We start from the raw sequence: 12,168 nt of genomic DNA on the forward strand, positions 1-12,168 counted from the left end.
TTCGCCGCAAGCGTCCAGGGTCTCTCAGCAAGCGGCCAAGCTCAGGCAGCACGTCAGATGGCAGCGAGAGATCCCAGTTGCCGGCAGTGGCAACCGCCTGCCTCCTCCCCCCTTGAACCCTTTTCCTGTGGATCGGTAGGTTGCTCTCCGGTGTCCCCCTGGCTTCCATGCTCCGTTCCGCCGCCATCACCGCAGGTGTCCAGCGTTCCCCCAACCGCGCCATGTTGCGGGCGGTGGGCTTTGGCGACGGCGACTTTGAGAAGCCGATCATCGGCATCGCCAACGGCTACAGCACGATCACGCCCTGCAACATCGGCCTGAACGACCTGGCCCGGCGCGCCGAGCAAGCCGCCCGCTGTGCCGGTGCCATGCCCCAGATGTTCGGCACTATCACCGTCAGCGACGGCATCTCGATGGGCACCGAAGGGATGAAGTATTCGCTTGTGTCGCGGGAGGTGATCGCCGACTCGATCGAAACCGCCTGCAACGCCCAGAGCATGGACGGCCTGCTGGCGATCGGCGGCTGCGACAAGAACATGCCCGGCGCCATGCTCGCCATGGCCCGCATGAACATCCCGGCGATCTTCGTGTATGGCGGCACGATCAAGCCCGGCCGGCTCGGCCCCTGTGATCTCACCGTGGTGAGCGCCTTTGAGGCGGTGGGTCAGTTCTCCGGCGGCCGTATTGATGCGGAGGAGCTGCTGGCGATTGAGAAGAACGCCTGCCCCGGCGCCGGCAGCTGCGGCGGCATGTTCACTGCCAACACGATGAGCTCGGCTTTCGAAGCGATGGGCCTGAGCCTGCCTGGCAGTTCCACCATGGCGGCGGAAGATCCGGAGAAGGCGGAGAGTGCCGCCCGTTCGGCCGAGGTGCTGGTGCGCGCCATCGAGGCGAACATCCGCCCCCGTGACCTGATCACCCGCGAGGCGATCGAAAACGCAATCAGCGTGATCATGGCCGTCGGCGGCTCCACCAACTCGGTGCTGCACCTGCTGGCGATCGCCCGTACCGCCGAGGTGCCGCTCACCATCGATGACTTCGAAACCATCCGCCAGAGGGTGCCGGTGATCTGCGATCTCAAGCCCAGCGGCCGCTACGTGACCGTGGATCTGCATAACGCCGGTGGCATCCCGCAGGTGATGAAGCTGCTGCTCGATGCCGGCCTGCTGCATGGCGATTGCGGCACGATCGAAGGGTGCACCCTGCGCGAGGTGCTTGCCGATGTGCCCACTGAGCCCCCGGCCGATCAGGATGTGATCCGGCCCCTCTCCAATCCGCTCTATCCCAAGGGCCACCTGGCCATCCTCAAGGGCAACCTGGCGGAAGAGGGGGCGGTGGCCAAGATCAGCGGCGTGAAGACCCCCGTGATCACCGGCCCAGCCCGCGTGTTCGAGAGCGAGGAAAGTGCCCTGGAGGCGATCCTGGCTGGCTCGGTGGGCGCCGGTGATGTGGTGGTGGTGCGTTACGAGGGCCCCGTGGGTGGCCCCGGCATGCGCGAGATGCTCTCCCCCACCGCCGCGATCGTGGGCAAGGGGCTGGGGGAATCGGTGGCGCTGATCACCGATGGCCGCTTCAGCGGCGGCTCCTACGGCCTGGTGGTGGGCCATGTGGCGCCTGAGGCGGCCGTGGGCGGCACGATCGCACTGGTGGAAGAAGGCGACAGCATCACTGTCGACGCCCACCAACTGCTGATCCAGCTGAACGTGGACGCGGCCGAGCTGCAGCGCCGCCGCTCCGCCTGGGTGGCCCCCGCCCCCCGCTACCGCACCGGCGTGCTGGGCAAGTACGCCCGTCTGGTGAGTAGCAGCAGCCTGGGCGCTGTCACCGATCCGGTCTAGGCCTGCCAGGGGTGCTCGTTGGCGGGGTCCCCGGCGTCTGCGGGTCCAGGAACGTCTGCGGGCACAGCAATGTTTGTGGTGGAGGGGAGGCTGAGCAGGGCGCGCAGGCGCCGGGCCAGGGCCTCCAGGGGTGCACCGTCCGGCGGCCGCTCGGTGCGCAGCCCCGTCACCCCGTCCATCCAGACGGGGTGCTGGCCGTGCCAGAGCATCGGTTGCTCTGGTTGCTGCGGCCAGCTCAGCATCATGTGGAGGTCGTTGCCGCTGCGGTAGAGCTCCAGTTCGATGTCGTGCAGCGGCAGGCGCTCCCCGTCGATCCCCCGCGTCTGAAGGAGCAGGCAGCAGTCGCCAGGGTCGCCGGAGTCTTGACAGACGGAACCATCACTGCCTGAACCACCACTGCCGGAGCCATCACTGGCCATGGTGCCCACCACCGCATGGCGGTGCGGTTTGAGGCAGAGATCGGCGGCCGCGGCAATTCGCCGGCTGAGCTCATCGGCGGCGCTCAAGGCACCGCTCGCACCGCCACCAGAGCCAGCTGCAGCGGGCCGGCCCGAAAGCCCGTATTGAGTTGGCCGTTGTCGCCGAATTTGGAATGCAGCACCTGCAGGCGCGTGATCTTGGCGGGATCAAAGCGCAGCGGCAGGTTCAGCGGGCGGGCCCGCACCGAGGCGCGCAGCTGAGCGAAGGGAATCTCCACCAGCTGGGGCGGTTGGTCGGGGTTGCTGATGCTGGTGTCGAATTCCGCCACCCAGCGCAGCCCGCCGGGGATCAGCTCCGTGAGGCCGGCCACGCCATCGGCGCAGGCCACGGCCAGCTTGTAGCGGCGACCGTCGCCGCGCAGTTCCAGCTGCAGGGCGCGGTAAGCGCCCAGGTTCAACGGCGGGGAGAACAGCGGCGAGCGACAACTCACGAAGCCACCGCCCTGCTCCACCACATCGGCCTCCAGCACCAGACCCTCCGGGCCGATGCGGCAGACGCCGCTGCTGCGGCCGCCCATGATCGTGTCGTTCAGGGCCAGCCAGCCGCTGAACCCATCGCCGCTCACCACCAGCAACGGTGCCACCATGCCAGCCGGCTCCATCACGGCTTCAAGCCTGCCGCAGCGGCGGGATCGGCGAGGATCAGCACGGTGCTGCGGGGTTTCACCAGGCGGGCAGGGGTGCGCACGGCCGGCTCGTTCGGATCAAGCAGGCGCTGCAGGGCCTGCTGCTTGCCGGCGCCGCTCACCAGAAACACCACCAGGCGCGCGGCACTCAGCACCGGTGCCGTGAGGGTCACCCGGGGCAGGCCCTTGCCTTCGCTGATCGTCACCGGGCGATCCACCACCGTGGTGGCGGCGGTGCCCGGAAACAGCGAGGCGGTGTGGCCGTCTTCGCCCAGACCCAGCAGCACCACATCCAGCACCGGCGGATCGCCGGGGCAGAGGCGAGCCAGCACGGCCGCGAAGGAGGCGGCGCTGGCTTCCGGTGTGTCCTGCTCGGTGGGCACGGGATGGAAGCAGGCCTGCCGGCCGGGGCCGGCGGCCAGCAGGGAGCGGCTCAGCAGCAGCGCATTGCTGGAGGGATCATCGGCGGGCACCCAACGTTCATCCCCCAGCAGCACATCCACCCGGTTCCAGGGCAGATGGGCCGCGCCGAGATGGCGGTAGGCGGCCTCCGGCGTGGTGCCGCCGGCGAGGGCGATCTGGGCCCTCTCCCGCTCCGCCAGGGCCAGATCAATGGCGCTGGCGATCGTGGTGGCGGCGCATTCGGCCAGCTGCTCCTGTCCCCCAGGCACCACCTTGAGCTGATAAGTGGCCGCTGGGGTGTCCCCCATCAGAGCCACTCGGTGTGGAACGCACCATCGCGATCCACCCGTTGATACGTGTGGGCGCCGAAGCAGTCACGCATGGCCTGCAGCAGGTTCTGGGGCAGGCGCGCGGTGCGGTAGCTGTCGATGTAATCGAGCGTGCTGCTCAGGCAGGGCACGGGAATGCCGGCCTGGGAGGCATCCGCCACCACCTGGCGCAGGCCCGGCAGGCGGCGGTTGATCTGTTCGGCGAACCAGGGGTCCACCATCAGGTTCACCAGGCCCGGGTTGGCGTTATAGGCGTCCTGGATGCGTTGCAGCAGGCGGGCGCGGATGATGCAACCCCCCTTCCAGATCTGGGCGATCGAGGAGAGGTGGAGGTTGTAGTTGTGCAGCTTGGAGGCTTCTACCAGCAGGGCCATGCCCTGGGCGTAGCTGGCGATGCAGGCGAGGATCACCGCATCGCGCAGCGGCGGCAGGCCAGCGGCGGGTTCGCCCAGGTCAACGGGATGGGGTGCCGGACCCGGCAGCACCGCTTCGGCCAGTACCCGTTCCGCCTTCATCGAGCTCATCACCCGACCGTTGAGGGAGGCATAGATGGTGGGCACGGGCACGCCCATCTCCAGGGCGCTGATCACGGTCCAGAGGCCGGTGCCTTTCTGGCCGGCCACATCGAGGATCTTCTCGACCAGATCACCGCCATCCTCAGGATCGCGGGTGCGCAGGCACACCTCGGTGATCTCCACCAGATAGGAGGAGAGCTCCTCCAGCTGGTTCCAGCCGTCGAACACATCGGCCATGGCGAGGCCATCGAGGCCGGCTCCCCGCTTCATCAGGTCGTAGGCCTCCACCAGGATCTGCTCGATCCCGTACTCGATGCCGTTGTGCACCGTCTTGACGAAATGGCCGGCGCCACCGGGGCCGATGTAGGTGACGCAGGGGCCGTCTTCCACCTGGGCGGCCATCTTGGTGACCAGGCTCTCAATCGCGTCGTAGGCCGCCTTGGTGCCGCCGGGCATCATGCTCGGCCCCTCCAGGGCGCCCTTGGCGCCACCGGACACGCCCATGCCGATGTAGCCGAAGCTCTTGCTCTCCAGCTCCTTCACACGCCGCTCGGTGTCGGCGTAAAGGGAGTTGCCGCCATCGATCAGCAGATCGCCGTCCTCCAGATGGGGGGAGATGGCGGCGATGGTGTCGTCGATCGGCTGACCCGCCTTGATCATCATCAGGATGCGGCGGGGGCGCTCCAGGCTGGCCACAAACTCCTCAAGGGAGTGGGCTCCGATGATCTGAAGGCCGGCGCCGCGGCCGTTCAGGAACTCTTCCGTCTTCGCCCAGGTGCGGTTGTAGACGACGCTGGAGAAGCCGTTGCGTTCAGCGTTGAGGACCAGATTTTCGCCCATCACGCCCAGGCCGATCAGGCCGAAGTGCGCTTTGCTCATGTGGGTTGGGCTGCAAACCTTTCCGAGCCAGTGTGCCCCTGCGACCTGCCTGCCGCTGCCGCCTGCGCGGCTGTGTCAGCAACCGCTCAGATCACGGTGCCGTCGGCGATGGTGGCGTTCTTCTCCACCACCACGATGCCGTTGCGGATGTAGAAGCCCAGCTCCGGCTGGTCGGCTTCTTCGATGTGGTCCTTGTTCACGATCGTGACGTTGCGACCGATGCGCACGTTCTTGTCGAGGATCGCGCGCCGCACGGTGGTGCCATTGCCCACCCCCAGCGGGATCCCGCCCCGCTCGCGCAGCACGGCCCGCTCTTCTGCCGATTCGAAGTAGTCGGCGCCCATCACCAGGGTGTCCTGCAGCACCACCTCGGCCTCGATGCGCGAGCGCACGCCAAGCACGCAGTGGTGGATGCTGCAGGCCTGCAGCAGGGAGCCTTCGCCGATGATCGACTGGGTGACCTGGGTGTCGAGCAGCTTGCTGGGGGGCAGATACCGCGGCCGCGTGTAGATGGGGAATTTCTCGTCGTAGAAGGAGAAGGCGGGGCTGGGCTGGTCGGTGAGCGCCAGGTTGGCCTCATAGAACGCCCCGATCGTGCCGATGTCCTCCCAGTAGTCGTTGAAGACGAAGCTGCTGAGCTTGTCGCCGCGGGCCAGCGAGGTGGGAATGATCTCCTTGCCGAAGTCGGTGGATTCCGGATTGCTGGCCAGCAGGTCGAAGAGGGTGTCGCGGCTGAACACGTAGATGCCCATCGACGCCAGGTAGGGGCGCTTGAGGGCATCGTCGGCCGAGAGGCCGTGGCGGGCGGTGTCGACCGCCATCGCCTCCAGTGCTGCGCCCTTCGGCTTTTCGCTGAACTCGCGGATCCAGCCCTGGGGATCGGTGCGCATCAGGCCGAAGCCCTCGGCCTGGGCCGCATCCACCGGCAGCGCCGCCACGCTCAGGTCGGAGCCGGTTTCGATGTGGTGGTGCACGAAGCTGCTGTAATCCATCCGGTAGAGCTGGTCGCCGGAAAGGATCAGGTAGTGGTCCACGTCCCATTCGTGGAACAGCCACTGGTATTTGCGTACCGCGTCGGCGGTGCCTTCAAACCAGCTGGGGCTGTCCGGTGTCTGCTGGGCGGCGAGCACCTCCACGAACCCCTGCCCGAAGCCGGCGGAGAGGTTGTACGTCTGGGTGAGGTGGCGGTTGAGCGACGCGCTGTTGAACTGCGTCAGCACGTAGATCTTGTTGACACCGGAGTTGATGCAGTTGCTAACCGGGATGTCGATGAGCCGGTATTTACCGGCCAGCGGCACCGCCGGCTTGGCCCGCATCTTTGTGAGCGGGAAGAGCCGGGTGCCCGCTCCGCCGCCGAGGATGATCGCCAGAACCCGCTTCATCACTGCCCCCAAAGACTGCTGTTGTCAGCATTCGAGCACCGTACCGGAGCACGTGACCCCCAGTCGGTGATCTGGAACTCAGCCTTCTCCGCTTGGCTCATCAAGCGCGAACAGTTCATGGAGCACCTTCATGGATTGGTGGCGTTGCTGCCTTGGCTGGGGGGCCCGCAGATGGGTGACAGGGCTGTGCAAAATCTTGTTGACGATGCCCTTGGTGAGGGCTTCCACCACCTTGCGTTCCCGTGCCGAGAGATCGGGGCCCATGCGGCTGAGCGCTTTCTGCAGCTCCTGCTCGCGAATCAGTTCCAGCTGCTGGCGGAGCCTGTTGAGGGTGGGCACCGCTTCCAGACCATCCCACCAGTCGAGGAACTGGCGGGATTCCTCCTGCAGGAGCCCTTCGGCTTCGGCGGCGATCTCTCGGCGGGCCTCCTGGTTGCGGGCCACCACCTCCTGCAGATCGTCCACATCAAAGGCTTCCACCCCGCCCAGTCCGGCGACGTCAGAGCTGATGTTGCGCGGCACGCCGATGTCGATCAGCTTCAGCGAGGAGCGGCGGTTGAGCCCTTCCAGCCGGGCGGCGTCGATGATCGGCTCTTCGGCGGCTGTGCTGGTGAACACCAGCGAGCAGGTGCTGAGGCAATGGTCCAGGTCTTCGAGCGGCCGGCATTGCACTGGCAGCTCGGGAAAATCCGCCGCCAGAGCTTCCGCCCGTGACACGGTGCGATTGAGCAGCACCAGCGCGCGGCAGCCCTTGGCCTGCAGGTGTTGCAGCAGCAACCGGGACATGCGCCCCGCTCCCACCACCGCCACCTGCTCACCTTCAAGGGAGACGAGGTCGTCGAGGCCGCGGCTCTGGCCGACCTTGAGCTGGGCCAGCTCCACCGCCGCCGAGCTGATCGATACGGCGCCGGTGCCGAGATTGGTTTCGGTGCGCACCCGCTTGCCGGTGCTCACCGCCTGGGTGAGCAGCCGGTTGAGGATCGGGCCGATCGAGCCGTGCTCCTGGCCCAGCCGCACCATTTTCTTCACCTGGGACAAGATCTGCCCTTCCCCCAGCACCAGGCTGTCGAGCCCTGAAGCCACCCGCAGCAGGTGCCCCACCGCCTCTTCGTGGTGATAGGTGAAGAGGTGGGGGGTGAGTTCGCCGAAATCAAGGCCCGAGTGCTGGCTGAGGAAGGAGCCCACGGCCGTGATGCCCTGCTCGGGGTGGCGCAGCAGGGTGTAGATCTCAAGCCGGTTGCAGGTGCTGAGGATGGACGCCTCAAGCACCTGGGCATCGCCGCGCAGGATGTGGAGGGATTCCTCCATCGTCTGCTCCGGGATGCTGAGGCGCTCCCGGATTTCGACTGGAGCCGTGCGATGGCTGAGCCCGACGACGGCGATGTGCATGGGGTGGGGTCAGCGCAGCGCGACGCTTTGAGCGCCGGGCTTGATGTGGATGGTGTCCGTGAAGCGGGCGCTGGAATCGAGCGAGGAAATGATCAGGCTGCTGGTGCGGGTGCAGTCACGCTCGAACTTCACGCCCTTGAACAGCAGGCCATCGGTGATGCCGCTGCCGGCGAACACCACGTTCTCGCCGGAGGCCAGCTCTTCGGCCTCGTACACCTTGTCGATGTCGGTGATTCCCATCTCATTGAGGCGGGCAATGTTGCCTTCCTTGGTGTAATCGGCCCATTCGGAGGTCTGGGCAACCGCCGGGTCGTACACGAGCTGGCCCTGGAAGTGGCCACCAAGGCAGCGCAGGGCGGCGGCGGAGATCACCCCTTCCGGAGCGGCGCCAATGCCCATCAGGCAATGGGTGCCGGTCCCGGAGAAGCCACAGGCGATGGCCGCCTGCACGTCACCGTCGCTGATGGGCTTCACCCGGGCGCCGGTGGCGCGGATCTCGGCGATCAGATCCTTGTGGCGAGCACGGTCCATCACCACGATCACCAGCTCATCGGCAGGCATGCCGAGGCAGGCGCTGAGAATGGCGATGTTTTCAGTGGCGCTCTTGCGGATGTCCACCTTGCCCTTGGCCGCCGGCGGTGCCGCCAGCTTCTTCATGTAGAAGTCGGGGGCGTTGAACAGGCCGCCGCGGTCGGAGGCGGCCAGCACGGCCATCGAACCGTCCTGGGCGTTGGCGCAGAGGTTGGTGCCTTCGCAGGGATCCACGGCGAAATCCACGCCGGGGCCGGTGCCGCTGCCCACTTCTTCGCCGATGTACAGCATCGGGGCTTCGTCGCGCTCCCCTTCGCCGATCACGATCCTGCCCTGCATGGCGATGCTGCCCATCCGCAGGCGCATGGCCTCCACGGCAGCAGCATCGGCTTCATCTTTCTTGCCGAGGCCGGTCAGGTGCGCAGAGGCAATGGCGGCCTGCTCGACAACTTCGAGCAGTTCCTGAATGAGGGTGCGATCCACAAAAGTCCGGCAGGGGGAGGGAGCGGCGGTGCCGAAGCAAGAACCGGCAGACCAGCTGCAGCAGGTTTGTTTCGGTATCTGGCCGTGGCGACTGTATCAGCGCCCCATGGGGCAAGCCGTCGGCTGGGGAAACGGTGCCGTCGTCTTCCTACAATGGGCGCGATCTCTTGCCCCGGTGGCCCCAGCCATGAGCACGAAGCCTCTGGTGATCGCCCCGTCGATCCTGTCTGCGGATTTTGCCCGTCTCGGCGACGAGGTGCGGGCCGTTGACGAGGCGGGGGCCGATTGGATCCATGTGGATGTGATGGACGGACGCTTTGTCCCCAACATCACCATCGGCCCACTGATCGTCGAAGCGCTGCGCCCCGTCACGCAGAAGCCGCTCGATGTGCACCTGATGATCGTGGAGCCCGAGCGTTATGTGGGCGATTTCGCCAAGGCGGGCGCCGATCACATCTATGTGCAGGTGGAAGCCTGCCCCCACCTCCACCGCAACCTTGGCCAGATCAAGGATCTCGGCAAGAAGGCCGGTGCGGTGCTCAACCCCGGCACACCGCTGGAAACGCTCGAATACTGCCTCGAGCTGTGCGATCTGGTGCTCATCATGAGTGTCAACCCCGGCTTCGGTGGCCAGAGCTTCATCCCCTCGGCGGTGGAGAAGGTGCGCCGGCTGCGTCGCATGTGCGATGAGCGGGGCCTCGATCCCTGGATCGAAGTGGATGGCGGCCTCAAGGCCAACAACACCTGGCAGGTGGTGGAAGCCGGAGCCAACGCGATCGTGGCCGGTTCGGCCGTGTTCAACGCGCCCGACTACCGCGAAGCGATCGCTGGCATCCGCAACAGCCGTCGCCCCGAAGCAATCCTGGTCTGATCGACCGCTGACGGTCAGCTGGTTCCCCCGAGTGGCCTCAGGTCGTTCGGGGGCGAGCAGCCTGAAAGCGTTCGGGGCAGAGCAGCCGTTAGGGGTGAGGCCGATGCGGAGCGGGCCGTTTGGGGGTGGGCCGGTACGGGAAACTCTGGGGCCTGCCCCATGGGCTTGCGCTCAGCACTCATCCGGCTCTCGGTCTGCTCTTGGGCTGCATTCGGTCTGCTCCACCAGTCCTCTTGCTTGCTCGCACCGGTTGGGCTCAGGCGCCCAAGAACCAGCCGTAGCTGTGCAGGCCGATGCCGAGCAGATTCACGCCGATGTAACAGACGACGATCACCACCAGACCGGCGGAGGCCACCAAGGCCGGGCGCCTGCCCTGCCAGCCGCGGCTCAGCCGGGTGTGCAGATAGGCGGCATAGACAAGCCAGCAGATCAGGGCCCAGGTTTCCTTGGGATCCCAGCTCCACCAGCTGCCCCAGGCCTCATTGGCCCACACAGCGCCGCTGACCAGGCCCACCGACAGCAGCAGGAAGCCCACGGTGATGGTGCGGTAGCTGAGGCTGTCGAGCTGTTCGCTCACGCCAATCGCCACGCTGCTGAGCTCAAGGCCCGGGCCGTTGGTGGCATTGGCATCGGCGCCCGCGGGCACCCCTGCCAGCTGGGCCCGGCGGAAGCCCCCACTGCCGATCGAACTGCTGCGCAGCTCCAGCTGGCGGCCCCGCTCGGTGAACAGCACCGCCACCGACAGCAGCGAGCCCACCAGCAGGGCGGCATAGCTGACCATGATCACACTCACGTGCATCACCAGCCAGCTGGAGCGCAGGGCTGGCACCAGAGGGGAAGCGGCCTGCAGGCGATCGGGCAGGGCGAAGCTGGCGAAGGCCACACAGCCCAGGCCCATCGGCGTAGCTGCAGCGGCCACCAGCGGGGACGACCAGGAGCGCTCCACCAGCAGCTGGGTGAGCGTGCAGGCCCAGGCCAGGAAGCAGAGCGATTCGTAAAGGTTGCTGATCGGGAAGTGCCCCGATTCCCACCAGCGCAGGGTGAGCTGGGCGGTGAGGCTCACGTTGGCGCCGGCGACCAGCAGGCGCACCACCGTGCTCGAACGGCCACCGCTCAAGCTCCAGAAGGCCAGCGGCAGGGCGATCAGCAGCAAGCCGAAAGCGATCAGGGCGAGGGTCAGAACCGGATCGGTCACAGAAAGCACGATTCCCAGAAAGCAGTTTGGTCAGTCTGCCTGGCGGGCAGGGAGATCAGCGGCTGGCCTGACGGAGCAGCACAAGGCCGCCCGCCAGACCGATGAACACTGGCATCCAGGCTGCCAGGAAGGGAGCCAGGGTGCCTTTCACCCCCAGCGAACTGAAGATGAAGGACATCAGGTAGTAAGAGAAAATCAGCAGCACGCTGATGCCGAACCCCTGGCTGCGGCTGGTGCGGGCATCTGGCCGTACGCCAAGGCTGCTGCCGATCAGGCCAAACACCAGGCAGATGGTGGGGAAGGCGAACTTCTCCTGGATCCGCACCCGCATCCGGCGCGCCTCTTTCTGGTCGCCGGCCTCCCTGAGCAATTGCTCGGCGCTCAGGGCCTCGCCCACCGACATGCTCGCGGCGTCCTTGGGCAAGGCAGCCAGTTTGAGCGGCCCCTGATCGAGCGGGTAGAGATAGCGGTCGAACTTGGCGGAGGTGGTGGTGCCCTGCTCCCCACCCGCCATCACCACCTGGCCGTCCCTGAACTCCCACATCCCCTGCTCCACGTTCCAGGTGCCCTTCCTCGCCTGCAGCATCTGGGTTCCGTTTTCACGGGTGAAATCCAGCACCGTCACATCCTGCATCTCCCCTTTGTCAAATCTGCGGGCATAAAAGAGCTGAGAGAGATAGCGGTCGGCGCCCGAATCATTGTTGGCAGGCCGCAGGCTGAAGCGCGAGTAAATGATGTTGCTGCCTTTCTCGGTGGCAACCGACCTGCCCAGGGCCTCGTTGAGCGTTTCGGCCGCCTGGAGATTGGCAGCGGGCACGATCAGATCATTGAACGCGAAGGTGAGCAGGCTCATCAGCACCGCCACCCCCAGAGCCGGCACCACCATGCGGGTGGTGCTGACGCCGATGCTGCGCAGGGCCGTGAGCTCGCTGCTGCCCGACAGCCGGCTGTAGGCCAACAGCGTGGCCATCAAGGTGGCCATTGGAAACGACAACACCAGAAATCCCGGCAGGCGCAGGCCCAGCACCTGCATTGCCGCCGCTACCGGTAAGCCTGATTCCGCCACCCGGCGCACCAGTTCGAACACCACCCCCACCGACAGCGACACCGTGGTGAAAGCGGCCACGCCGAACACCAGTGGGCCGAGCAGCTCGCCGCTCAGCCAGCGGTCCATCAGCGGCAGGCGCTCCCAGAGCAGCTGCACAGGTCGCAGCAGCCGCCTTGGTGCCATCAAGGGCTCGTGGGCAAG

The 12,168-nt window shown here is 66.6% G+C and carries 11 protein-coding genes; 2 read left to right on the forward strand and 9 right to left on the reverse strand.

The features are described 5' to 3' along the window. Window positions 1-167 precede the first annotated feature (167 nt). Window positions 168-1,838 (forward strand): dihydroxy-acid dehydratase, encoded by a 1,671-nt coding sequence (ilvD, locus tag KBY97_RS07135; RefSeq protein WP_255146003.1) that lies wholly within the window; start codon window positions 168-170, stop codon window positions 1,836-1,838. On the opposite strand, the gene KBY97_RS14745 is transcribed toward ilvD, so the two are convergent. From KBY97_RS14745 to glpX, 7 genes are all read right to left on the reverse strand, one after another. Continuing rightward, entirely contained in the window at window positions 1,835-2,344 is a 510-nt protein-coding gene (locus tag KBY97_RS14745) for a hypothetical protein (RefSeq protein WP_315857147.1), read from the reverse strand. The genes ilvD and KBY97_RS14745 overlap by 4 nt on opposite strands. Next, entirely contained in the window at window positions 2,341-2,919 is a 579-nt protein-coding gene (locus KBY97_RS07145; RefSeq protein WP_255146176.1) for a CIA30 family protein, read from the reverse strand. Before KBY97_RS07145 ends, KBY97_RS14745 begins: the two co-directional genes overlap by 4 nt. Further along, window positions 2,919-3,653 (reverse strand): 6-phosphogluconolactonase, encoded by a 735-nt coding sequence (pgl, locus tag KBY97_RS07150; protein ID WP_255146004.1) that lies wholly within the window; start codon window positions 3,651-3,653, stop codon window positions 2,919-2,921. The genes KBY97_RS07145 and pgl overlap by 1 nt, the downstream gene beginning before the upstream one ends. Then, window positions 3,653-5,068: an NADP-dependent phosphogluconate dehydrogenase gene (gene gndA / locus KBY97_RS07155; protein WP_255146005.1), complete on the reverse strand. Its 1,416-nt coding sequence runs from the start codon at window positions 5,066-5,068 to the stop codon at window positions 3,653-3,655. The genes pgl and gndA overlap by 1 nt, the downstream gene beginning before the upstream one ends. Before the next feature lie 86 nt (window positions 5,069-5,154). Beyond that, on the reverse strand, window positions 5,155-6,450 hold the full coding sequence (locus KBY97_RS07160) for a glucose-1-phosphate adenylyltransferase (protein WP_255146006.1): 1,296 nt from the start codon (window positions 6,448-6,450) through the stop codon (window positions 5,155-5,157). Window positions 6,451-6,528: 78 nt separating this feature from the next. Continuing rightward, window positions 6,529-7,839 (reverse strand): glutamyl-tRNA reductase, encoded by a 1,311-nt coding sequence (locus KBY97_RS07165; protein WP_255146007.1) that lies wholly within the window; start codon window positions 7,837-7,839, stop codon window positions 6,529-6,531. Between the two features lie 9 nt (window positions 7,840-7,848). Then, entirely contained in the window at window positions 7,849-8,853 is a 1,005-nt protein-coding gene (glpX, locus tag KBY97_RS07170; RefSeq protein ID WP_255146008.1) for a class II fructose-bisphosphatase, read from the reverse strand. Window positions 8,854-9,040: 187 nt separating this feature from the next. Between glpX and rpe the strand changes: the two genes are divergently transcribed. Continuing rightward, window positions 9,041-9,724, forward strand: coding sequence for a ribulose-phosphate 3-epimerase (gene rpe / locus KBY97_RS07175; protein ID WP_255146009.1), 684 nt, complete (start codon window positions 9,041-9,043; stop codon window positions 9,722-9,724). Window positions 9,725-9,980: 256 nt separating this feature from the next. Here the strand turns inward: rpe and ccsB are convergent, their stop codons facing one another. Continuing rightward, complete coding sequence (gene ccsB / locus KBY97_RS07180; protein WP_255146010.1) at window positions 9,981-10,919, reverse strand: c-type cytochrome biogenesis protein CcsB; 939 nt, start codon at window positions 10,917-10,919, stop codon at window positions 9,981-9,983. A 55-nt stretch (window positions 10,920-10,974) separates the two neighbouring features. Beyond that, the gene (locus KBY97_RS07185) at window positions 10,975-12,150 is read right to left on the reverse strand and encodes an LptF/LptG family permease (protein WP_255146177.1); all 1,176 of its coding nucleotides are present in this window, start codon (window positions 12,148-12,150) and stop codon (window positions 10,975-10,977) included. Window positions 12,151-12,168: the final 18 nt, after the last annotated feature.

This window comes from Synechococcus sp. ATX 2A4, assembly GCF_024346375.1.
In the GTDB taxonomy this organism is placed as follows: domain Bacteria; phylum Cyanobacteriota; class Cyanobacteriia; order PCC-6307; family Cyanobiaceae; genus MW101C3.

Coding starts and splice junctions, on each gene's coding strand:
- ilvD (WP_255146003.1), top strand. CDS start 168: ATGCTCCGTTCCGCCGCCATCACCGCAGGTGTCCAGCGTTCCCCCAAC.
- rpe (WP_255146009.1), top strand. CDS start 9,041: ATGAGCACGAAGCCTCTGGTGATCGCCCCGTCGATCCTGTCTGCGGAT.
- KBY97_RS07165 (WP_255146007.1), bottom strand. CDS start 7,839: ATGCACATCGCCGTCGTCGGGCTCAGCCATCGCACGGCTCCAGTCGAA.
- gndA (WP_255146005.1), bottom strand. CDS start 5,068: ATGAGCAAAGCGCACTTCGGCCTGATCGGCCTGGGCGTGATGGGCGAA.
- pgl (WP_255146004.1), bottom strand. CDS start 3,653: ATGGGGGACACCCCAGCGGCCACTTATCAGCTCAAGGTGGTGCCTGGG.
- KBY97_RS07160 (WP_255146006.1), bottom strand. CDS start 6,450: ATGAAGCGGGTTCTGGCGATCATCCTCGGCGGCGGAGCGGGCACCCGG.
- KBY97_RS07145 (WP_255146176.1), bottom strand. CDS start 2,919: ATGGAGCCGGCTGGCATGGTGGCACCGTTGCTGGTGGTGAGCGGCGAT.
- KBY97_RS07185 (WP_255146177.1), bottom strand. CDS start 12,150: ATGGCACCAAGGCGGCTGCTGCGACCTGTGCAGCTGCTCTGGGAGCGC.